This is a genomic window from Paenibacillus sp. FSL H7-0756 (assembly GCF_038006765.1).
Classification (GTDB): Bacteria; Bacillota; Bacilli; order Paenibacillales; family Paenibacillaceae; genus Paenibacillus_AQ.
On the sequence record NZ_JBBOVT010000001.1, the window covers coordinates 2,866,099 to 2,887,154 of the forward strand.

The 21,056-nt window shown below is 41.1% G+C and carries 23 protein-coding genes; 10 read left to right on the forward strand and 13 right to left on the reverse strand.

What is annotated here, in order from left to right; all coding sequences use genetic code 11:
* Window positions 1–117: 117 nt before the first annotated feature.
* The 4 genes from NST04_RS12705 to NST04_RS12720 all read left to right on the forward strand — a co-directional run bounded on the left by NST04_RS12705 (window position 118) and on the right by NST04_RS12720 (window position 5,360).
* Window positions 118–330, forward strand: a complete 213-nt coding sequence (locus NST04_RS12705; protein ID WP_341184514.1) for a helix-turn-helix domain-containing protein — start codon at window positions 118–120, stop codon at window positions 328–330.
* Between the two features lie 167 nt (window positions 331–497).
* Window positions 498–1,214: a hypothetical protein gene (locus NST04_RS12710; protein ID WP_341184515.1), complete on the forward strand. Its 717-nt coding sequence runs from the start codon at window positions 498–500 to the stop codon at window positions 1,212–1,214.
* A gap of 194 nt (window positions 1,215–1,408) precedes the next feature.
* A complete protein-coding gene (locus NST04_RS12715) occupies window positions 1,409–3,406 on the forward strand; it encodes an ATP-dependent nuclease (RefSeq protein ID WP_341184516.1) in 1,998 nt (665 codons plus the stop codon).
* A 7-nt stretch (window positions 3,407–3,413) separates the two neighbouring features.
* Window positions 3,414–5,360, forward strand: a complete 1,947-nt coding sequence (locus NST04_RS12720) for a DEAD/DEAH box helicase (RefSeq protein WP_341184517.1) — start codon at window positions 3,414–3,416, stop codon at window positions 5,358–5,360.
* A gap of 92 nt (window positions 5,361–5,452) precedes the next feature.
* Here NST04_RS12720 and NST04_RS12725 read toward each other — a convergent pair whose 3' ends face one another.
* The 6 genes from NST04_RS12725 to NST04_RS12750 form a co-directional block, all read right to left on the reverse strand.
* Entirely contained in the window at window positions 5,453–6,508 is a 1,056-nt protein-coding gene (locus NST04_RS12725; protein ID WP_341184518.1) for an aldo/keto reductase, read from the reverse strand.
* A gap of 115 nt (window positions 6,509–6,623) precedes the next feature.
* Window positions 6,624–7,538, reverse strand: a complete 915-nt coding sequence (locus tag NST04_RS12730) for an AraC family transcriptional regulator (protein WP_341184519.1) — start codon at window positions 7,536–7,538, stop codon at window positions 6,624–6,626.
* Between the two features lie 281 nt (window positions 7,539–7,819).
* Window positions 7,820–8,050, reverse strand: a complete 231-nt coding sequence (locus NST04_RS12735) for a DUF2642 domain-containing protein (protein WP_341185236.1) — start codon at window positions 8,048–8,050, stop codon at window positions 7,820–7,822.
* A gap of 111 nt (window positions 8,051–8,161) precedes the next feature.
* Complete coding sequence (locus tag NST04_RS12740; RefSeq protein WP_341184520.1) at window positions 8,162–8,455, reverse strand: phosphatidylinositol kinase; 294 nt, start codon at window positions 8,453–8,455, stop codon at window positions 8,162–8,164.
* A gap of 306 nt (window positions 8,456–8,761) precedes the next feature.
* Window positions 8,762–9,307, reverse strand: coding sequence for a hypothetical protein (locus tag NST04_RS12745; protein ID WP_341184521.1), 546 nt, complete (start codon window positions 9,305–9,307; stop codon window positions 8,762–8,764).
* Window positions 9,308–9,425: 118 nt separating this feature from the next.
* The gene (locus NST04_RS12750) at window positions 9,426–9,788 is read right to left on the reverse strand and encodes an Imm8 family immunity protein (protein ID WP_341184522.1); all 363 of its coding nucleotides are present in this window, start codon (window positions 9,786–9,788) and stop codon (window positions 9,426–9,428) included.
* Window positions 9,789–9,974: 186 nt separating this feature from the next.
* On the opposite strand from NST04_RS12750, the gene NST04_RS12755 reads away from it, so the two are divergent.
* The 3 genes from NST04_RS12755 (at window position 9,975) to NST04_RS12765 (ending at window position 12,889) form a co-directional block, all read left to right on the forward strand.
* On the forward strand, window positions 9,975–10,250 hold the full coding sequence (locus NST04_RS12755) for a hypothetical protein (RefSeq protein ID WP_341184523.1): 276 nt from the start codon (window positions 9,975–9,977) through the stop codon (window positions 10,248–10,250).
* Window positions 10,251–10,278: 28 nt separating this feature from the next.
* Window positions 10,279–11,055: a hypothetical protein gene (locus NST04_RS12760; RefSeq protein ID WP_341184524.1), complete on the forward strand. Its 777-nt coding sequence runs from the start codon at window positions 10,279–10,281 to the stop codon at window positions 11,053–11,055.
* A gap of 160 nt (window positions 11,056–11,215) precedes the next feature.
* Window positions 11,216–12,889, forward strand: coding sequence for a GBS Bsp-like repeat-containing protein (locus tag NST04_RS12765; RefSeq protein WP_341184525.1), 1,674 nt, complete (start codon window positions 11,216–11,218; stop codon window positions 12,887–12,889).
* A 275-nt stretch (window positions 12,890–13,164) separates the two neighbouring features.
* Here the strand turns inward: NST04_RS12765 and NST04_RS12770 are convergent, their stop codons facing one another.
* The 4 genes from NST04_RS12770 to NST04_RS12785 form a co-directional block, all read right to left on the reverse strand.
* Window positions 13,165–13,341 (reverse strand): SOS response-associated peptidase family protein, encoded by a 177-nt coding sequence (locus tag NST04_RS12770; protein ID WP_341184526.1) that lies wholly within the window; start codon window positions 13,339–13,341, stop codon window positions 13,165–13,167.
* The gene (locus tag NST04_RS12775; RefSeq protein ID WP_341184527.1) at window positions 13,280–13,423 is read right to left on the reverse strand and encodes an SOS response-associated peptidase family protein; all 144 of its coding nucleotides are present in this window, start codon (window positions 13,421–13,423) and stop codon (window positions 13,280–13,282) included. The genes NST04_RS12770 and NST04_RS12775 overlap by 62 nt, the downstream gene beginning before the upstream one ends.
* A 348-nt stretch (window positions 13,424–13,771) precedes the next feature.
* On the reverse strand, window positions 13,772–14,554 hold the full coding sequence (locus NST04_RS12780) for a hypothetical protein (protein ID WP_341184528.1): 783 nt from the start codon (window positions 14,552–14,554) through the stop codon (window positions 13,772–13,774).
* A gap of 36 nt (window positions 14,555–14,590) precedes the next feature.
* The gene (locus NST04_RS12785) at window positions 14,591–15,682 is read right to left on the reverse strand and encodes a cohesin domain-containing protein (RefSeq protein ID WP_341184529.1); all 1,092 of its coding nucleotides are present in this window, start codon (window positions 15,680–15,682) and stop codon (window positions 14,591–14,593) included.
* Between the two features lie 521 nt (window positions 15,683–16,203).
* Between NST04_RS12785 and NST04_RS12790 the strand changes: the two genes are divergently transcribed.
* On the forward strand, window positions 16,204–16,587 hold the full coding sequence (locus NST04_RS12790) for a hypothetical protein (protein WP_341184530.1): 384 nt from the start codon (window positions 16,204–16,206) through the stop codon (window positions 16,585–16,587).
* Between the two features lie 179 nt (window positions 16,588–16,766).
* Here the strand turns inward: NST04_RS12790 and NST04_RS12795 are convergent, their stop codons facing one another.
* Window positions 16,767–17,087: a DUF6809 family protein gene (locus NST04_RS12795; RefSeq protein ID WP_341184531.1), complete on the reverse strand. Its 321-nt coding sequence runs from the start codon at window positions 17,085–17,087 to the stop codon at window positions 16,767–16,769.
* A gap of 119 nt (window positions 17,088–17,206) precedes the next feature.
* Between NST04_RS12795 and NST04_RS12800 the strand changes: the two genes are divergently transcribed.
* A complete protein-coding gene (locus NST04_RS12800; RefSeq protein ID WP_341184532.1) occupies window positions 17,207–17,587 on the forward strand; it encodes a hypothetical protein in 381 nt (126 codons plus the stop codon).
* Between the two features lie 49 nt (window positions 17,588–17,636).
* Here the strand turns inward: NST04_RS12800 and NST04_RS12805 are convergent, their stop codons facing one another.
* Together NST04_RS12805 and NST04_RS12810 are read right to left on the reverse strand one after the other, a co-directional pair.
* Window positions 17,637–19,376, reverse strand: coding sequence for a sensor histidine kinase (locus NST04_RS12805; RefSeq protein WP_341184533.1), 1,740 nt, complete (start codon window positions 19,374–19,376; stop codon window positions 17,637–17,639).
* A complete protein-coding gene (locus NST04_RS12810; RefSeq protein ID WP_341184534.1) occupies window positions 19,373–20,107 on the reverse strand; it encodes a response regulator transcription factor in 735 nt (244 codons plus the stop codon). The genes NST04_RS12805 and NST04_RS12810 overlap by 4 nt, the downstream gene beginning before the upstream one ends.
* Before the next feature lie 203 nt (window positions 20,108–20,310).
* Between NST04_RS12810 and NST04_RS12815 the strand changes: the two genes are divergently transcribed.
* Window positions 20,311–20,994, forward strand: coding sequence for a CPBP family intramembrane glutamic endopeptidase (locus tag NST04_RS12815; RefSeq protein WP_341184535.1), 684 nt, complete (start codon window positions 20,311–20,313; stop codon window positions 20,992–20,994).
* The last annotated feature ends 62 nt before the right edge of the window (window positions 20,995–21,056 follow it).

Sequence of the window (21,056 nt, forward strand, 5' to 3'; positions counted from 1 at the left end):
AAGGTTATTATATAACCCCGCGGGTGATATTGTAAAGTTAAAATTTCACTCTATAAGGATAATGGAAGGTGGAGCATCTCTAATACATACATACTAACTGGAGGGGAGTTAAGCCTCATGTTGAGAAGCAACTTAAGAATCCTAATGGCCAAACACCGGATCGACGACATCACCGGGCTGATGGAGAAATCAGGCCTGAGCCGGAATTCGATTAACAAACTGTATCGGGAGACCGACTTGGAGACTGTTAAGCTGGAGACGCTGGTCAGGTTATGCGATACGTTCCAGTGTAAGCTGTCGGAGTTGGTTGAGTATGTGCCGGGGGAGTAGGGAGTTAATTGAGGGAGTAAAAGGGTGCCTTGGGGTGCTCTTTTTTTGTTTGCTTTTTTGTAAGTCAAAATGATTGAGCCTAATTCCATATGCAGGAAATATAATAATTGGAAAGAATATTTTAAATAATACTTACACTGTTTAAATGATGGTTTAGGAGAGTGAACATGAAAAGTAATAGTGGAAAAGGGGTTTCGCTATTTGGTGTGCTAGCGGTAATACTCCTGGGCATTTATTTTGGTACCAACGGCATGAAGTCACCTGAAACAGAAGTGAAGAACACTAGTGAAGGCATTCCGTTGTTCACTCCAAGTACACTACAAAATGAAATGGAATACAATTTCAGCGAAACGTCTTGGTATCCTCTGATTAACTACTATTTAATATCGGATGAAGATAGGACAATTAAAATCATCCTTAACCAGGCCCAAAAGCAAGTTACTAAAGAAACAGCTCGAACCATTTCAGGCGCTGTAGCGAGCCTAACCTATAACGAAGGGCGTACAAACTACATAGTCTATAAAGTGGTAGATAATAATAATAAAGTCGTATATACATTTGACCGTTTGAAACAAAACGCTGAAAAAATGGCAGCTAAGCTGAAAGAAATATACAAGCAGGCGGACGGCGCAATTCTGAAAATAAAACCACGTGATAACAGTTGGAGTCAGATTGACGTTACGGTTTCAGATTCATGGTATAACTCTCAAGATTTTCAGAAAGAACGGTTTGTTGAATCATACGGAAATTTAATTTCGCAAGTAGTATTAGATTACAAGTACGTAATAACAGGTGATGATAGAGTGTTTGTTTATTTCATAGATGAATTTGGAACAAGGTTGGCTTCACCGAAGCTTTTTGAAGGTTGGAAGGTAAAGGAATAGTAAGTCAAAGTAATAGGCTAGTAAGCCTTTTGTTGTATTAAGAATCATAGTTATTATCAAATTAAAATTTTAAATAATGAATTATATGCTAATTTTAGGGTTTTATGGAGGGGGTTTGAGAATTCTTGTCGAATTATAAATTTAGGCGTATTTGGAATGAGATTTTTGTATCAATAGAAAGGAGATATTAATATATGTACATATCTAACTTAGATGTTACAGGTTATAAAAATTCAAAGAGTAAGTCGGTTATTAAATTACAAAAAGGGCTCAATATTCTAGTTGGTGAAAACGGCTCAGGAAAGACCACAATCATAAATGCTCTACGGCTCATCTTACGAGAAAATGAGTTCTCATATTTGAATATTGATGAGGATGATTTTTATGTTTCATTAGAAAAAGACTTCTCAGCTTCAGAAATTAGAATTGACCTAAAAATCGAATCCCTCAATTCGGACGAACAAGTTACTTTTCTATCATGGTGTGATGCTGATTTTAACGCACAACTACATTTTGAAGTTAGCGCCAATCCGAACAGAAAAGGATACTATAAAAAAGAAATATGGGGTGGCGCTTCAAAATCAAGCATTTTTGAAGAGGAGACATTTGATTGTATTGACTGCATATACTTACCTCCACTTCGAGATGCTGAGGAAAAGCTAGTTAATGGAAAAAGATCAAGGTTGGCACAATTATTAAAAAAACAATATGGTGATAATAAAGATGAACTTGTAAGGAGTGTCAAAGGTTTTAATGAGCAAATAACAAGTAATGCCGATAAGAATTATAATGAGATTGAAATGGCTAAGAAGAACATTAATACCAAATTAGAAGAATCATTAGGTCAAAGACTTGGACAGAGCATTAACTTGCAGTTTGCTGAAACAACCTTTAATAAAATTGTAGAGAGCATAAAAATGGTTTTCTTTCCGGGAATCAAGGAAAACAATCCCGAAAAATTTAGGGATATTTCAATCAACAGTTTGGGATATAATAACTTGTTATACATAGCCACTGTTTTTGCGGAACTTGAGCTACTAAAAGACAATAATATGATGACAGTATTACTTATAGAGGAGCCTGAAGCGCATCTTCATCCACAACTTCAAGTTAAATTCATTAAATATTTGGAAGAGCTTACTCGAAAAATTGAAAATTTACAAGTTGTAATTACAACACATTCTCCGGTCCTAGCTTCTTCCGTTGATACTGACAATTTGATTCATGTTGCTTATAAAGAGAATAGAATCATAGCAACTGCATTAAAGGAGATAAATCTAGGAGAAAGTAAAAGTTATATTAATAGATGGCTAGACGTGACGAAATCGGCTTTACTATTTTCCAAGGGAGTCATTCTTGTAGAGGGAATAAGTGAAGCGATGCTTCTACCTACGTTCGCTAAAATAGTATTAGCAGAGCATAATAAAAAAGCTCTAGATGGTGGTATCAATAATATGTTACCTAATTCCTTGGAAGAGGCTGGAGTATCAGTAGTGAATATTAATGGTATTAACTTTAAGCATTTTATGAGACTTTTTTCAAATTTCAAAGAAGCTACAAGCCAATCGCATATACCAATATATTGTGCTGGAATCACTGATAATGATCCGCCAAAGATTAAGGTAATTGTATATGATAAAAATGGAGTAATGAAGAGTGATAAAAATGGTGATCCGGTAACTATGGCAGAGGATGTTTATCCCCTTCCAAGTGACTCACCTATAGGAGCAAATATCGCTTTACAATTAGTAGATGAAATTAATATGGGTAAGTGGGGCCGATTATACCACTCTCCTTTAAAAACATTTGAGTATGACTTAGCAATTGAAAAAAACACGCGTCAATTGGCTAATGTTCTCCACGATGTATGGTCAAAAGATGGATCTGTTAAAGCATATTGCAAAACTATTATTGCAAGGAATAACCAGTATTCTGATGACGAAGAGTTATTAAGAAATGATGCTGAATTTATTTTTACGCATATTGATGCTGATGAGGTTGGCAAAGGAGTTTTTGCACAGAAACTAGCTGATTCTTTAGAAGAGCAAATAAGAAGTTGTATGGACAAGACTGATGGCTCCACGTCAAATCTTATTGAAGTTTATTCCGAAATTAGTAGCCTCATTAGAATTCCTGGGTATATAAAAAAAGCTATTAATTGGGCAATCGGGGGTACTGAAATTGATGAATAGGCTAGAAATGGAGCAAGAAATTATAAGTATTTTGTGCAAAAATAATAAGGAAACAGACAGTTTTACATCAATAATTCAAAATAAGGTAAGAGAAAAGACGGAACAACAGTTACAATATGTCCTTTCTCCTATTAATAAAAATGTATTCTTAGAAGCCTGTGCAGGAAGCGGAAAAACTGAAGTTGTTGGAATGAAAACTGCCTATGAAATATGTAAATGGAATATGAGAAATAAAGGAATTGCTGTACTTACGTTTACCAATGAAGCTACAGATACTATTAAGGAGCGGGTTGTAAAATTCTCGGGTTCAAGCTCAATGTTTCCTCATTTTATTGGTACATTATCAGCTTTCATACATGGTTTTATTTCGCAAAATTTTGGCTACAAATTTTTTAAACATAAAAACCAGAGTGGTGATAAATCGTACAGATTAGTGGATAAAAATTTAGAAGTATTTGATAATCATTGGTTAAAAAAATATAAACTTCCCTATACAAATAATAATGCAGGTCGTCATGACTACTATGCAAATCAAATTTATTTTGATTATCAAATTAATGATGTTATTTTGCATCAATCAGAGAATCAAAAAACTTCACTAAAAGATCTTTATAATTCAATTGAATTTCAAAAATTTATTAATGAATATAGAGTGAAATCGGGAAATAATACGGCATTAGGATATGATTACATAAAAGGTCAGTTAGCTAAAGTGAAAAATAGCTTCTATGAGGATGGCTTTGCTAATTTTGAAGACATTAATAACATAGCACTTAACATCTTGAGAAAAGATTCGAAGATAACTGAACTTCTTGCTTCTCGCTTTCCAATTATTCTTGTTGATGAATGCCAAGATTTATCATGGGTAGAAATAAATATTCTCGATGAGTTTAAAAAGGCGGGTACAATTCTTCATTTCATTGGAGATCTTAACCAATCTATATACGAGTTTAAAAATGCCAATCCTGAAACAACAAAAGTTTTTCTATCTGACTTTGATAAGTATCGTTTGACAGACAATTTTAGAAGCTGCCATTCAATAGTTGAGCTATCGAATAGATTGATGGGTATAACGTTACCTATCCGTGGTCATGGGGTTGATAAGGTAGGTGAAAGGAGTATTAGTTATCTGGAGTACAGCGATTTATCAGTGATAACAGAACAATACCTGGAGTTTTTAAATGGAGTAAATATTTCTCATGAAAAATCCGCTATTTTGGTTAGACAACAAGTTTTGAAACAAGAACTTGAAATAAATCTAATAGGAAGCAAACATTTTATAATAGATGCATTACAACTTTGGCTTGAGAATACTCCAAAATCTCGATTGCTAGCATTAGAACTTGGGGGTAAACAGATGCATAAGTGGTTTGGAGGAGCTAAGACAAAGAAGAATTATTATTGTCCAAATGCAATCGAATCTGCGTTTCAATGGAGAATTTTTTTGAAGAATTTCTTAGAAGAATGTGCAGCCAATGATTGTTTAATTAATGTTGGAGATATCGAATATTCCACTTGGTATAAGAATTATAATGCTTGTTTTTTGCCAATATTAGAAAAAGCTTATCAGTCACTAGCTGATTTTGATACTGAGAAGAGGGTTTTTAAAACTTTATCAAAATTAAGAACCCCATCTGGATCAGCTAAAAATAAAATTACTATTCTTAATTCAAAAGACAATTTAATTATGGTACCGATAAACACCATTCATTCGGCCAAAGGTAAAGACTTTGAGAGCGTAATGGTTGTCTCAAACCGTCGAAACTCAGGAAATAGCAGCGGCAGTCATTGGAAACATTGGCTTGAAAAAGAGCTTGAATCTGGAAGAATAGGCTATGTCGCTAATACAAGAGCTAAATATTCAATAGTTTGGGCAGTTCCAAAATTAAAAACTGAAGAACAAGCTTTAATTGAATCATTTGGATTTAAAAGAATTGTGAATTTAGAGATCTAATTTTATTGTTCACTAAATATTGAGAGGGTAAAGTTGTTACGTTAGTTAAAGAGGCCCATGCAACCCCGCATGGGCCTCTTACTCCGTTCATTTCACTTCCCCCCACCCGGAATCGCAACCTCATGCCCAACAGTTGCGGCCATACGGGCAATCGATTTCGGGTCGGAATTTCTCACGTTTACGTCGATGCGAGGGGTGTAAGCAGCTTCCAGCCTTGCCGCTTCTTCGTCGGATAGCTTGATCGAGAGGGCTTTTATCGCATCGTCAATATGGCTGGTTTTGAGCGCTCCCACGATGGGGGCGGCTACGACGGGGTTGCGGTACAGCCAGGCGAGTGAGATTTCGGCGCGGCTAACTCCACGTTCCTTTGCAACTTGACCGATGGCTTCCACAATCTTTTGGTCGGATGCGGCAGTTGCCTGATAGTATTGGGCAGCACCGGTTTCGGTCTCGGAGCGGGGCGTTTGTGTACCCCAAGGCCGGGCAAGGACGCCCCGCGATAGCGGACTGAAGACCAGGGTCTGAAGCCCTTCGTCGGCACAGAGCGGGATCATTTCGTTCTCTTCCTCGCGGGCGATCAGGTTGTAGTTGTGTTGCATGGAGATGAAGCGGGCCCAACCGTTCTCCTTCTGGAGATGCAGCGCCTTTGCGAACTGCCAAGACCTCATGGTGGAGGCGCCCAAATAGCGCACTTTGCCCATTTTTACGAGATCATGAAGGGCTTCAAGTGTCTCTTCCCAAGGGGTAAAAGGGTCCGCCCGATGAATCTGGTACAGGTCGATATAATCCGTTCCAAGACGTCGCAAGCTGTGGTCAATTTCCGTCATAATCGCTTTGCGTGAGAGCCCGAATGAGTTAGGTCCTGAACGCATGGGAGCTCCCAGCTTGGTGGCAATGACGACGTTCTCCCGTGTAGCGTAATCCTTGAGCGCTCTGCCGAGGCTCTCCTCGCTGGTTCCGTGCGAATACAGATTAGCGGTATCGAAGAAGTTGATGCCTGCCTCAAGTGCGTGTCTAATCACAAGGCGGCTGCCTTCCTCGCCCAGCGCCCAACCAGGGTAACCACTGTGGGGATCTCCAAAGCCCATACAGCCGATGCAGACCGGTGAAACTTCGAGACCGGAGTGGCCTAGCTTAATATATTGCATAAATACCTCCTGAATAAATTTTATTCTTGTTGAACCTTATTGAAGGTATTCATAATATACAGCGAATGCCCAAACCCCCGGTACTCCAATCCGCTCAAAAAGTTGCCTAATCCTATTACGGACGACTTTTAAACTTCTTCATATCCTCTTTGGGTGGAGCGCCAAACATCCTGGAGTACTCCCGGCTGAATTGCGTCGGACTTTCATAACCCACCTGATAAGCAGCATCTGCTGCGTTCTCTGATCCGGATAGTAAGAGGCGGCGGGCTTCCTGAAGCCTTAGCTGTTTTTGAAATTGAATCGGGCTCATGCCGGTGATTTCCTTGAAATGCCTATGGAACGACGGAACGCTCATCTTCGCAAGTTGCGCCAGATCCTCAATGCGGAATGAATCCTGATAATGATTCAGAATGTGCTCGATTGCGTTTTTAATATAAACGCTAGGACTTCCCTCCGTTACAATTTGTCTTAAGGAGTCACCGTGTTCACCGTGCAGTACCTTGTATAGAATTTCTTTGGCGAAAAGCGGCGCCAGACCAGGAATATCTTCAGGTGTATCCAGCAGCCGAACCAGCCTCACAACAGCATCTAACAGGGGAATATCCAATTTGCCAACATTCATACCGCGTCTGGATGAACCCTTGGAGTTCGCCTTAAGTGCATCATCGCTTACCAGCTCTAAAATATGGCCGGGCGTAAATTCAATTTTACAGGTTAAGTTGGGCACTTCGGGCGTTGCTTCCAGCACTTCGGCAATGATCGGCAAATCCATAGAGGCTACAAGGTAGTGTGGTGGGCCATATCTGAAGCGCTCTTTACCAATGACTATGTCCTTGAGACCTTGAACGACGATGCATAGTGAAGGGTTGTTAAGCTTGTAGGGAGGTTCAGTCTCGGTAGAATGGTAAGGAATAGAACAACGGGAAAAGCTGAGGGACGAAATTAATGTAGAGTGGGGACCATCTATATGAGTATGCCGATCCACGAGCTCTGCAAGCTCTTTTTGCAAATAATCATTAAGGTCAAACATACAGTTCCTCCTGTAAAAGCTTTATCTTTAGATCTATGTAATGTTCAACATGTTAAATCTCCCTTGTTATTCGCGTACCTTATTTTAACATAGGATTGTGAAAAGCTAATAACAGAACCCCCGTCAACCTTGTTGCCGCATGAACAACTGCTGTATGCAAAACAACCCCACAAAGTGGGGCTTTAGCGTAGGTGATGACTCAGGTACTTTGCGGGGACCCCAAAACTTATAGATTCTTATCTATCAAAAAAAGAGCTACTCTCGTAGCTCCCTCACAAAAACTATTCTGGCATGATCCAGACAATCTCACAGATTCGTACGAAAAATTTCTGGCCCCTGATATCCAATACAACGTGGTCTGGCTTGACTTCCACTAAGCAGCCGCTAATCCCTCCGCGAGTGGTTTCGAGCAATACCTGTTTACCTTTTACAGACATTAAGGTTTCGACTACGTAGGGATCAATAGGATAGACCATGATTGCTTGCGGCATTTGTTGCTGCATGGGATACATTTGATTATTCAGCACTTTGTTACCTCCCAAATGGTTATACATCATCCTATGCTAATGCCCACTTAAAGAACTGGGCGGATGCCCATGCAATAACGAATTCCTTAATCATTATTAAATAAAAAATGGAAGCAAGTATAAAGCTGTAATGGCACCAAAGGGAATCGGTCTTGGATAAAAGCGGCGGCGCGGGTAGAATCCCGGATAGTATCCGAATTGTCTGTAGGCTGTTGCGTTAGCAGGCATTCCGTTCATCTGGCCCATCATTTCATTTGTGGGAATGGCAAGTATAACGTTGTTCTGATCGATTTGAGCAATAAACCCGTCGTGAGACTGACCATCACTTGTAGTAATACCGACATACTTATTCATACAATTCCAGGCAACTTGTTGATAACTCGTTTCCATGGGGTAACCTCCTCAATTACTATCTCGTCAACAGTCTATGGACTACAACCCATATCCATCACGGCATATGCCTATAGCACACAAAATTTATAATGAAATAAGCCCATTGTAACGAGAGAGAAGCGATGAGTATGGATATGGGGGAAACGAACATAAACGGTGCGAATGATTGGAGGAAATAGTTGATAATTAGATTGTGTTGAGGACATACCAAAAAAACCACCAGGGAACATGGGAAAACCTCTCCCAATTGTAACGAAGGGGAGGCAGAAGCCCGTCAATCTTAGCTGGTCGGCGGGCTATTAGTTAAAGTCTTACGACACTGGCCTCGTCGTTCGGCAGAGAATTATTTAAGCCTTGGCAGAAATCCTTCATACCAAATGCAAATGTGTCTTGAAAAGTTACAGCTGACAACTCACCATGAGCATCTATAAAGTTAAATATCATATAGTGACTAGTTTTCTCTTTATTTCCTATTCCGGACATTCCACCGACAATTGTTCCTAACCCAGGTACAAGAAGCGTTCCAATCATTGCACGCCCCACAACACTTTTACTTTTATCGATCAATTCTTGCATACTTTTAACTTCAGCTGCTCTGAATTGCGTCAGATAGATTTCAAATCTTTGTCTGCTTGAGTCAATAAGTACTCGATCAGAAAATCTAAAAATCTTGCACTCGACACTTCCAATGCCAAGTCCCTCCACATGTTTTGCGAATACCCCCTGTAACGCTCCGATACTTTTGGTTTGTTCTTTTAGCTCATTCCCTTGTTTAATTCCTTTTTTTGCTGCAAAAACAATACCGATAATGAGCACTACAATAAATCCCCAAATAAATAACATCATCATGAACAGCCCCTTAATCTGATAATAATTAGCAAAAATAGTCTATCAGAATAATAGGGAATATACTATGCATTTTACATTAAACACTAAATAAAAAGTGCTCACGGGTACAATTCTTTTATTAATTTTGCGAAAAATGTTTGTAGTTCTTCATTTCATCATACTCCCAAGGAAAAAGCCTGTTAATTGACAATGCAGTTTGTTCCCAGTCATCCTTAGCACATTCCGAAATTCTAACTTGAATACAATCTTTAATGGCATTTAAGTTGAATTCAGGAACTACCACAAATCCTCTGCAAATTATAAATGGTCTGGTACTAAGAAAATCCGCGATCCCTTGAGCAGTCCCAACTGTAGCATAGAATTGATCAGCACCAGAGACATCTGCAGGACCAATGTCTAGAACTAAGGATTCGCAGAAATCTCCGGTCACATCTCCTTCAGCAAAAACATGAACATTCTTTAGTTCTGAAATTATTGCCATTATAAACTCCTTTCAATTTACCAATGTCCTAATTTCGTGCATTATTGATGGCTGATATCTTGTTCGATTCCACATTTTACCTCAAGAACTCTTAAGTGTATTGTAAATTTCTGTAGATAAACAGACTGTTTGTTCGCCTTTATTTGGTGTAGGCTTGATGCATACATATTAAAGGAGATGGATTTTTTGAAACGTTGGAAAAGTGTAATGATTAAGACGATAATTTCTCTTTCTTTGGTACTATCAATGTTTGTATTTCAAAACCATGCGTTTGCTGATGCTACTGGAGAAGTAGACTTAACAGATGGGTTACCAAATTCTGCGTTTTCGGCAAGTAGTGTTTGGAATAGACCGGGCGATACCCGGAACTTTGGCCCTGAGAAAGCATTTGATAATGTTTGGATCGAAAATAATGCAGGATTTTCTACTAATGCGACAAAAAACTTAATGGATAGCTGTTGATTTTGGTAAGGAACAATCCATTTCAAAGTTGAAGTATAAGGCTGATCTATCATATGAATATGATATGAAGGATTTTGTTGTGCAAGCCTCAAATGATAATTCTAACTGGGAAAAGCAATATTCAGGTAGCGCACTAGGAAATGATACTATTCAAGAATTTGTATGGAAACCAACTGGTAGTTACAGATATTGGAGAGTCCAATTGATAAATAATATTGGAAATAACAGCTATTGTATTATGGTAGCTGAGATGGAACTGATCGGCTCTAAACAAGAGGCTCCATTAAATCTAGTTGCAGTTGGGAAAAATAAGATGGTTGATCTCTCTTGGTCACCTGTTACAGGTGCAACTGGTTACAATGTAAAGCGTGCTACCGATACAGGAGGACCATACACTTCAATCGCTCCCAATGTTACAGGTGACTCATACACGGATAATACTGTTATCAATGGTATGACTTATTATTACGTAGTATCAGCAACGGACGGAAGTAGTGAAAGTCTGAATTCAAATGAAGCATCAGCTACCCCGCAAAAGGTTAATCAGCCCGATCCAGAATCTTTAGGAGAACGTGCTATACTTACTATTACACTAACAACTGGTATTGATAAAGAATATGATCTTTCGGCTGAAGAGGTCAGTGCTTTCTTGAATTGGTATGATGCAAGAGATGCTGGAACAGGACCAGCCAAGTACGCGATCACCAAACATAACAATAATAAAGGGCCCTTTAGCGCCCGTAAAGATTATGTAATCTTTGATAAGATCCTCACGTTCAGTGTGGATGAATATTCAGCAGAATAACCTTTTCTCATATTTAACCCTGTCAGTAATGGCAGGGTGTTTTTTTGCATGAAGGAAAAAATTCCTTGCCTACATATACATAATGTTCCATTACAAATATAATGTTAGTTACATCTGTTTTTGCTGAATTTGTTTTCTTAACTTGGGGAGGAATTATATTATGTCAAAAAGAATATGCTTGTCTTTTTTATTACTAACGTTTTGTATGAGTATATTTTCATTTTCAGCACATGCCCAAGTAAATACTATTACTAGTAATGGAAAACTAGTTGTTGATAGTGCCAATACAACAAAAGATTATTTTGAAGTATCCGCGAGTGATATATGGTATATGGGGTGGCATAAGGCGGATAATTCTATTGATACTGGTCCTTATTTTGCTGTTTACAAAACCTCGGAAGGGTCAAATTCGGCGAAATGGTACTCTATGCAAAAAGATAATAGTAATGTATATCGCTGGTCTTCAAAAGTATATTTTAGCGATTTTTCTAACGCCCCAGGTGAATACACAATAACTGTTTATCAAAATGGGATTACGAATTATCCAGGACAAACGAGCGTGAAGGCAGAGCACTTTCTTGGTGAGCTTAAGGTGAATTATTTAGATGTTATGACTAGTGAAACAAATACATATAAATCTAATTTTAATCTATATGCGAGAGATTTACCAAATGTTCAAGGGGTATTTTATGCTGTCTGGAGAACTGAAGATGGAATAGATACAGCAAAATGGTTTGGAATGACAAAGGACTCTAGTGGTCAGTATGTAGATAATATCGATATTCAAAATTTTGATTATAAGATTGGCGAATATCAAATGAATATATTTAAGACTAATGCAGACGGATCAAACAATCTCATTTCAAATACGAAAGTTAATGTAAACCCTGCAACTTCTAGTAACGAAACCATTAAAGGGGATTCATTTCCTGTATATGCATATAAGATTAACCCTAATATGACAAGCGCTTATTTTGCTGTTTGGAAAGATGAAGATGGAATAGATAATTCTAAGTGGTACGATATGACATATGATAATGTAAATAATCGTTGGAATTCAACGGTCAATATTTCAGACTTCAGCAATCGAGATGGAATTTATCATGTAATTGTTTATGGTGAGTTAGTGGATGGAACTTCAATTCTACTTGGTCAGGTTAAGATTAATATATTTGCAAAACAGGTTCCTGTTTTGATGTACCATGAAATTGGTGATCCCAGTACTGGGGCTGTATCGGCAACGGATTTCGAACAACAGATGCAGTACCTTAAAGATAATGGATATACCATGTTAACTTTTGATCAAATTGCTAACTATAAAAATTATGAGAAGCCCATCATTATAACGCTTGATGATGGTTACGCTAATAATATGCAGGCATATCAAATATTACAGGGAATGCAAACGAGTTCTTTCAATCCAAAAGCTACAATTTTTATGATAGGCTCGTATATTGATAATCCAAATGTTAATTATTTGTCTGTTAGTCAAATGAAAACCATGAGCGATAGCGGTATTATTTCGTTTCAAAGTCATACTTATAACCATGTGGATCTTCGAAGAACAGATGTAAATGAAGGCCTGGAGTATATTACATCAGCACAAAAAATATTTGCGATAACGAATAAGCCTGTCAACGTAATGGCATATCCAGTAGGTGGGTACAATTCAAATGTTATTGATACCATAAAAAATACTGGCTACTTATATGCGGTTACAACTGATGATGGCAAATATATTAGCACTAATGATTCTGAAGGGAATTACCAAATTAAACGAATTGGTATTTACGGGAGTTTACCAATTACTGAATTTGCTGAAAAAATTAAATAAAGATCGCCGGAAGCTGGTTTAGACGAGATAGATTTAAATTCAGAGCCTACTTAAACAAACCCGTCAGGCACATGCCCGTCTGGTTTGTTTTTATCTGATATCCTCAAGCAATTCTTCAGAGTTATTTCGCGTATTACCTACAGTCGAGGGGACTTTATAAGACCGCATTTTTGATGCATCATATGGCCTCAGCAGCTTTAATAGGATTTGACATCGTCATAATCTCTTTCCAGCCAATCGGCCTGATCCTCCGACCGGAGGATCACTGGCTACGGTCATGTATCAGCCATCAAACTGTTTGGGGTTGTGGGGATGATGGTACATGTGCTGATTTTCTTGCCTTCCGGATATTCCCATGTGTCATACAATCCGGAAAAGGATATGTTGCCATCACTCATTAAAATTCGGTAGGCTGTTTGGTAAACCGTCCTTTTTCCACTCGTAAAATCCATCCGCTGGTATGATGCAGCGCTTGGATTTCAACAAACGTTTGAAAGCAGGCTTCTGCGCAACGGTCTGTCTCAGCTCGAGCATTAATCATCCTGCTGCCGACCTTATCATCCCTGGACCAAACCGCACAAGCCCCCAACGAAGCTCCCCAAGACGTTTGCCATCATCAGTGGCGATCACAGCTGGGATGTTATACATAGGTGCGACATTATAGTTTGGTTTCAGTATAGCTATCTTGCTGTCATCGATCAGGTAATGCGTAATCAGTTTCTTCCAGGGTGACAGTTATAGTAAATCTTCCACACATATAATCCACCTCCCAAAATAAAGATCTTTATGATAATCATAAAATTGCGTGTTCAAACAAAAAACTCCTCTATCCAATTTTAGCTCTTGGCTACTTTGGATAGAGGAGGTAAGTGCTGGTAAGGATTATTCAGGTCTTGTATACTCGCTTACTTCAAAGGTTAGGATTTTGTCGTAAACTACATAATCTTTACGTTTTTTGAAAGAGCCTTTGTTATTCGTGTGCTTATCAATTGCAAACCAGCCTGGGCCTCTGCCTGCATCACGGGCATCATACCAGATTACGAATGCTTCAACTTCAGCGATTGGAAGGTCGTATTCCTTTTCGGTCCCGTTGATAAACGTAACTGTAAGCAGCGCTCGATCACTCGATGGTTGTTCTGGTGTTGCAGTTGGCTTTGGCGTTGCTGAAGGCGTTGGCGTTGCTGTAGGCTCCGGAGTAGCTGTCGGTGAAGGAACAGGTGTAGGATGAACTGTTGGTGCAGGCGTAGCTGTCGGTGTTGCCGTTGGTGTCGGCGATGGGTCTAGAAAGGGGTTGGTAGTCGAAATGTTTGTAGTGTTTCCAGTGCTTCCTGTTGAGCTAGTCCACGACACATCTGTAAGAGTAGCTCCCGCATTAAGTGTTACTTGCATATATCGCATAACATATATCGAATGCGCATTTATAAAACTACCACTTAAAGGCACAGGCGAACCAACTGGAGTACCGAAAAATAGCTTCCCATTAATATCAAAAAATTTTAGATCTGTTCCAGTACCTGTACCGGTGAATTTAAAATTAGCTATATCTTGTCCATTACTACCAAAATCAATATATACTGTACCTGAACCAACACTTGCAAAAGCACCTTGTACAGGCAAAGCAGCAAACATTAACACTAAAGCTAACATTAGTTTTAACTTTCTCAATTATTACACCCCTCATATACATTTTCTTATCGTTCTTTAGGTATTAGGCAAGTAATCCGGATTATTTAAAATCTGATCAACAATAAAAAGCAAGTCATCATCATTCACATATTCATCACCGGCTTGTTGAGCATTATACTTAACCGGATCAACATCGGGGGCGAAATACTTGAAGTACCTGGCATCGATTGCGAGGTCAACCAGGGTATATGTACCAGACTTGTTAACGTCAATTGCCTCAATAATGACACTGTCTTCCAAGCAGTTATCTTTCTCCAGGTCATATTCCTCTTCGGTATCTGCAATCCTCGCTTTAGTTGCATCGACAACTGCAGTCCCTTTGGCTTTGGCCTTAAACTTGAGTTTTACGACAACGGTATCTTCGTTGATGCCGTATTCTTCACCCTGACTTGCTACTACAAAGCGGACAGCACCGTTTTGATCAACAGGTTTATTGTATACTTTATAACCGGTTACCTCTTCAAACCCGAGATATTGCAAATGCTCTTTGTCATACTTCACTTCAAAGTCTTCAGCATAAATATCCTTCACGTTTTTTAGTGATATATCTGCCGTGAACTCCTTGCCTAGACCGATTTTTTCTGGAGCAATATTAGCATCAAGAGTTGGTTTCAATGCTGGTGTTGGAGTAAAGGTTGGTGTGGGCTCTGGTGCAACCGTTGATGTTGGTGTTGGTGTGGCCGTTGGTATAGGCGTTGGCGTTGATGTTTCCGCCGGTGTTATAGTTATTAAGACATTAACAGAACTTGCTCTATTAGTACCAGTTAATATTATTTTATTGATATTTTGATACGAACCCACTGATATTACATTATTGTATCCCACGGTACCTATTTGATAAGTCCCAGAATCAGCAATAATGCTTACATTAACTACATTAGGAGAACCGTTACTACCAGTGTATGATCCTCCTGCACCTTGTAGCTTGATTGAACTTACATTAATAGGCTCAGATGCAATGAGCTCATTAGTGTCGTAATTGCGAACAGTAGTGGTGCCACTGTATACTGTTCCATCAAATTGTAAACCAGTAATTGATGGAGAAGCAAATGCAGTAGTTGCTGCAAAGCACATGAATATTGTTAGGAACATAACGATTTTTTTCATATTAATCTCCTCACATAATGTTTTTCTTAAGTTATTTCTATAACCATCTTATGTATCCGACGAACTGATAGTTTCATTTCTCCTTTCATTGGAAAATATGTATTCATGTTGCTTGACTATCCTAAGACGAAAAATGTAATTCGTCTAAACATTAATTCTTATATTTGGGATATATAGATTGAAGACATTAAAAGTACATAATTATGGGAGTTAACGCATATAATCAGGATTAATTAGAGAACATTCGTTTGAGTTAAAAACAAACGAATGTTCATTTTGAATTTTTGGGAAGATTGGTCATGAGGATGAGAACCGGCTAAACAATAGAAATTATATATCTGGATAAAGTCAGGCAAGGTATTATGACAGATTGTCACGTTAGATTAGCTTTCTTGCAAGAAAAGCGGGCTGTCTGTCCGTTAATTTGCTTTTTTTGAAATAACTCATCAGTTAATGTGAATAAATTCACATTTTAAAATAAATACTACATTTGCATTTAACTAATAAGGAGGTTGATTGAAGTGAGTGATAAAGTTCCAGGCTTCCCGGATAAATCTGATTTTGATCAAAGTAAGCTTCACGAAGCAACTGCAAGTTGGGATTTCCATCGTGATCCAGGCACTGGTGGAAAAAACTATGGGGAAGATCTGAAAGCTCCAGATGGTACAGTAGTAGTGGATTTTAACACACATATTGATTCCGACCATAACACCAAAGGTGGGGCAGATATACACGCTTACATTGAAGATAACGGTATGTATAGAATTCCTAGAGGTGTTCATGTAGGTCACAGACTTACGCCTGGTTCTATTGGAGGTCCAGGAGCATCCTATAAAGGGAACATTACAATGACAGTTGTAAGTGATGCGGATTGGTGGCCCGTAGCAACCAAAGGCCCACATTAATTAATCAATTACAATAAAATAAAAATCCAGTCATGTTCTGTGGCTGGATTTTTTGCTAGATCATAGATCTGATAAGGAGAAGCAGGATTGAAATGAGTATAAAAGTGTGAGGAAACAGGGATGGATTTATAATGGAAATCTGACTTTAAATGCGTCGGATTCTGGCGGCCAATATCCTGTTAACTACTCTCAGCTTTGTCTGGAAATGCACTCAACCGACCAGCAAGCCCCTCCTCCCCGATCAAAACCTCTACCACAATCCCCGCCCCCAGGCGAAAGCCATACTTAAAACTAGCCGCCAACTCCATGCCATGAGTTTGACCATACAAGTCTAACAGTGCTTCTAATTCGTCGAATTGCTCTGCTGAAAGCCGTCCCTTCCAAACCTCTATGATCTCAGATGTTCTTTTTCTTAAAATAGAGTACTGAGGGTCATCGGGTATGACATTTTCATCGGGATGCAAGTTGCCGTGGTACAGGCTCTCTAGGATACTTTCCACTTGCTCATCTCCTTCATCGATAGAATACTTTGTGTTCAACAATAAAAGATGTAAGCTGTTAAATCCACGTAGTATACTCTACAGAGCGATGGAAATATGGTTTTTAAAAGGAGGTACCCATGAAAAAGAGAATCGTACTCCTTTCATTCATTCTTCTATTTATTATTACCTACATCTCGTTTGGGGCATGGATATCGCATGATACCAAGATCATATTAGAAGAAGCGATGAGGAAGGACGCTGATATGAACTACATGAGTCCATCAGTATACAGCAAAAGTAATCCTGTTGAACGCGGGATGACATCTGATGCTTTTGAGTACAATTCAAGCGTTCATCACATCGGTTTTGTATTGCCGCTGCACTACTTCGCAGGTGCAAAAGTATATGTGACTCAGAAATATGATGATGATGATTTTGGATTCAGAGAACCTGTTCAGCTAACACTGAAATTGAAATCCGGGAAGTGGTACGCGACAAAGGTTAGTATTCAGCCTTAACGGGAACAAGGGCTCCAGTTCATTAGAACTGGAACCCTTTTTGTTTCCCTCAGCACGGCAAAACAATCTCAAATTCCGTACCCCGCCCAATTGTCGAATGTACCTTAATTTCTCCGCCGTGTGCTTCGACGATGGTCTTAGCGATGCTCATCCCGAGCCCGGAGCCGTCTGTAGATTCCTCGGTATTGGTTCCGCGGTAGTAGCGGTTGAACAGATGATGCAGTGTTTCCTCGTCCATTCCTTTGCCATTATCGAGTACCCGTATGCAAGCTTTGTCATTGACCCGGGTAAGAGTGACGGTAATGGTTGTGCCGGGCGGATTATGCTTGACGGCATTGGACAGCAGATTGTCCATCAGGCGCTGTAACCAGGTGGCATCTGCCTGTATGAGCAGGGAATCCTCTTCCCCGGTGTATTGGAACCGATACTCAGACATGGTGGCATCGTTGACGTACTTCAATACGGCGCAGCGCACCAATTCTGCCAGATCGGTCTCCCGGCGCACCATGATGGAGTCGCTCTGCTTGAGCTGATGGATCAGGGAGAAGTCGGAGATCAGCTCCAGCATATAATCCCCTTTTTCCCGGATGGTCGCACCCATGACCCGCATTTCCTCTTGGCTCCATTGCTCAGGCAGCTTCTCTAGCATATATCCGTAGCCTTGAATCGTGGCCAGAGGGGTGCGCAGATCATGGGATATCCCTGACATCCACTCCGCCTGCTCCTTCTCCAGCCTCTTGCGGTCCCGCTCGATCTGAGCCAATTGATGAGTCATCTGATAGAAGGCTTGAATCACTTCCTGATAGAGCCTGTTGCGGGTTCGCATGGTGCCATTCCGGCGGAATACCTTGCGCTTATCTTTGGCGGTCAGCACCTCGTCGTATTGTCCTTGGCCCATACGTTCGAACCAGCCAGCGAACAGAATCAGGGGCCGCCCGTAGCGGTAGCCATGCCAGATGGAGATCGACAGCGCGAGAATCAGGATCAGTACTGCAATCCAGATGAGTCTCGGCGTTACGTTCTCCAATACAGGATGCTTCAGAGGGAGTCCCGCTGCATGGGGCGTGTAGACGATCCAGGTCATCCCGCTCGGCTCGTCCCGGTGGGCTACAATACCCGCGTCATAGTTGTCCGGAGACTGCTGGATGGCCAGAATGTCGAGCGGCCGGTATGCCTTGTCTACATACGTTTGATCGCCAATGCCTTGTACAGTGTTACTCTTAGAATCGATCACTTGCAGATAACTGCCAGTCTCCCGAAGCTGCTGTTCCAAGAGGGGAACCGCCTCACTCCTCACCAAGCCTTTCTGTCCATAAGCGTTGAACCAAGCCGTGAGCTGGTCAAGATCAGGAGTTGGATAGCCGAGCACATATAGCAGCGGGTCCTGGAACGAGAAATTCAGTTGCGTCTGCACAGCATAAGACCCCAGTCTCCGTGTCTCTTGAATATCGAGCAAATGAGCGGTGGAGTAGGAGGCAGGCAGTGCAGGATAGGGTGCTGTGTTAATGCTGTAGACGACCTCTCCTTCTGCATTTACCACCTGCAGCCACATCCCTTTCTCCTCGATAAGCTTGTTCCACTGGGAGAAGATATGAAGCTTCCCGTCTTTGTACTGGGCTTCTTGGGCAATCTGCTCCAGGACGCCAACCGGAAAGTTCCGTCGGATCTCATTGCTGGTCATGTTCTGGAAGAACATGATGCAGGCAGCCAAGGCAATGGTCACAATCGCCAGCGCATAGAAAATCAACTGATACGTGAAGTGGAAGGCCATACGTTGCTGGATTTTCATCGTTCCTCCGGCTCCTTCACCAGCTTGTAGCCGAGACCGCGTACTGTAAGCAGCAGCTTCGGATCGCCGGGATCGAGTTCGATCCGCTCCCGGATGCGGCGGATATGCACCATCACGGTCGAATCATCGCCCTGGCCGTTGATGCCCCAGACCTTGTCGTAGAGCTGGGTTTTGGAGAAAACAATTCCGGGATGCCGGCAGAAGTGCAGTAATAACTGGAAGACCTGTGCAGGGCAAGGAACGGGTTGTCCCTCTACGGTCAGCTCGCCCTCCGCCTCGTTGAGGGTGAAGCGGCCGAACCGGTAAATTCCCTCATCGGGAACCTTCGCAGCAGCAGACGCCAGAGCTTCCGGCTCCAACCGGCGTATACGCGCTTGAATTCTTGCGGCTACCTCCAGAGGGTTGAAGGGCTTGGTGATATAATCATCCCCGCCCATGGCAAAGCCTTTTAGGATATCGAGATCAGTGGCCTTGGCTGTCAGGAACAGGATATAAGGATTCCCGTATTCGCGGATCTTGGAGCAGAGCTCCAGTCCGCTGCCGTCAGGAAGCATAATGTCAAGCAGGACAATATCGGGGACCACGCGTTGCACCAGGCTGATAGCTTCAGTACAAGTGGAAGCCCCGTACAGTTGTTGAAAACCTTCGCGGCGAAGCACCATTTGCAGCATGGTAATGATCGAAGGCTCGTCGTCAATGATAGCGATTTTAATATCGGATAGAATTGGCATTTTGTCACCCTTGTTCAAAATAGCATATTTATCTTAACAGAACCTAAACAGCGGGCACAAAATTAAGCCAAAATTCAGCGGTTCGTTTAAGTTCTGTTCCGGTGGGGTTGGTAGGATAGGTCTAAGCAGTAAATTTGAGCTTCGATGAGAAGAGTAGGAGGAAAATAGCATGAGTAAAAAAGGTCACGATCGGGGGAATGGCAATGAGCAGTCCATCTCTGTCTGAACAACCTCACACCCGGCCCGGCTGGCCGGAGATCCTAACTGCACTGTCCCTCTATATGATCGGCGTCGTAATCCTTGGGGTCTGGATGCTTCAAATTCCTGATGAGCAAGCCATTTTGCGGATTAATATCGGAGGCGCGGGCAATGGTCTGATTGGCTTCCTGGCTTTGTTCGCCGCCTATGCCCTGCGGATTCGCAATTTACGTGCTTTCGGGTTTCGGAGGACGGAGCGGAAATGGCTGCTGGTGGCGGTCGTCATCGGGATTGCCGCGTTCGGGGGATGTTTTGTGATCGAAGGAATCTATTATCACTTTATTACCGAGATCAACACCCAGGCGGACTTCCAGACGGCAGCGCAAGGCGGTCCGCTCTCCATGTTTATTCTGCTTATCACCGGGGCCATCCTCACGCCGCTCAGCGAGGAATTTGTATTCCGCGGCGTCATTGCCAATGCACTGAACCGTTATGGCCCATGGGCCGGAATCGTAGGCAGTGCTGCCATCTTCGGCGTGGTTCATGGATTCACCGTGATCCTGTTAGACGCATTCATGGTCGGCGTTCTGGTAGCATACCTGTTCCGCAAGACCGGCTCTATCTGGCCGGGAGTTGTGGTGCATATCGTGTATAACAGCCTCAATCTTATCTATTATTCTACGCTGTAGATGGAGGAGGGGAGTGAATATGAGAGTACTTAGGCTGTCGGGAGGTTCCCGGCAGTTTTTTT

What these genes read in the sequence shown, in the direction of transcription:
- NST04_RS12705 (WP_341184514.1), top strand. Translation starts at nt 118, where the DNA reads ATGTTGAGAAGCAACTTAAGAATCCTAATGGCCAAACACCGGATCGAC.
- NST04_RS12710 (WP_341184515.1), top strand. Translation starts at nt 498, where the DNA reads ATGAAAAGTAATAGTGGAAAAGGGGTTTCGCTATTTGGTGTGCTAGCG.
- NST04_RS12715 (WP_341184516.1), top strand. Translation starts at nt 1,409, where the DNA reads ATGTACATATCTAACTTAGATGTTACAGGTTATAAAAATTCAAAGAGT.
- NST04_RS12720 (WP_341184517.1), top strand. Translation starts at nt 3,414, where the DNA reads ATGGAGCAAGAAATTATAAGTATTTTGTGCAAAAATAATAAGGAAACA.
- NST04_RS12725 (WP_341184518.1), bottom strand. Translation starts at nt 6,508, where the DNA reads ATGCAATATATTAAGCTAGGCCACTCCGGTCTCGAAGTTTCACCGGTC.
- NST04_RS12730 (WP_341184519.1), bottom strand. Translation starts at nt 7,538, where the DNA reads ATGTTTGACCTTAATGATTATTTGCAAAAAGAGCTTGCAGAGCTCGTG.
- NST04_RS12735 (WP_341185236.1), bottom strand. Translation starts at nt 8,050, where the DNA reads ATGTATCCCATGCAGCAACAAATGCCGCAAGCAATCATGGTCTATCCT.
- NST04_RS12740 (WP_341184520.1), bottom strand. Translation starts at nt 8,455, where the DNA reads ATGGAAACGAGTTATCAACAAGTTGCCTGGAATTGTATGAATAAGTAT.
- NST04_RS12745 (WP_341184521.1), bottom strand. Translation starts at nt 9,307, where the DNA reads ATGATGATGTTATTTATTTGGGGATTTATTGTAGTGCTCATTATCGGT.
- NST04_RS12750 (WP_341184522.1), bottom strand. Translation starts at nt 9,788, where the DNA reads ATGGCAATAATTTCAGAACTAAAGAATGTTCATGTTTTTGCTGAAGGA.
- NST04_RS12765 (WP_341184525.1), top strand. Translation starts at nt 11,216, where the DNA reads ATGTCAAAAAGAATATGCTTGTCTTTTTTATTACTAACGTTTTGTATG.
- NST04_RS12770 (WP_341184526.1), bottom strand. Translation starts at nt 13,341, where the DNA reads ATGGATTTTACGAGTGGAAAAAGGACGGTTTACCAAACAGCCTACCGA.
- NST04_RS12775 (WP_341184527.1), bottom strand. Translation starts at nt 13,423, where the DNA reads ATGCTCGAGCTGAGACAGACCGTTGCGCAGAAGCCTGCTTTCAAACGT.
- NST04_RS12785 (WP_341184529.1), bottom strand. Translation starts at nt 15,682, where the DNA reads ATGAAAAAAATCGTTATGTTCCTAACAATATTCATGTGCTTTGCAGCA.
- NST04_RS12800 (WP_341184532.1), top strand. Translation starts at nt 17,207, where the DNA reads ATGAAAAAGAGAATCGTACTCCTTTCATTCATTCTTCTATTTATTATT.
- NST04_RS12805 (WP_341184533.1), bottom strand. Translation starts at nt 19,376, where the DNA reads ATGAAAATCCAGCAACGTATGGCCTTCCACTTCACGTATCAGTTGATT.
- NST04_RS12810 (WP_341184534.1), bottom strand. Translation starts at nt 20,107, where the DNA reads ATGCCAATTCTATCCGATATTAAAATCGCTATCATTGACGACGAGCCT.
- NST04_RS12815 (WP_341184535.1), top strand. Translation starts at nt 20,311, where the DNA reads ATGAGCAGTCCATCTCTGTCTGAACAACCTCACACCCGGCCCGGCTGG.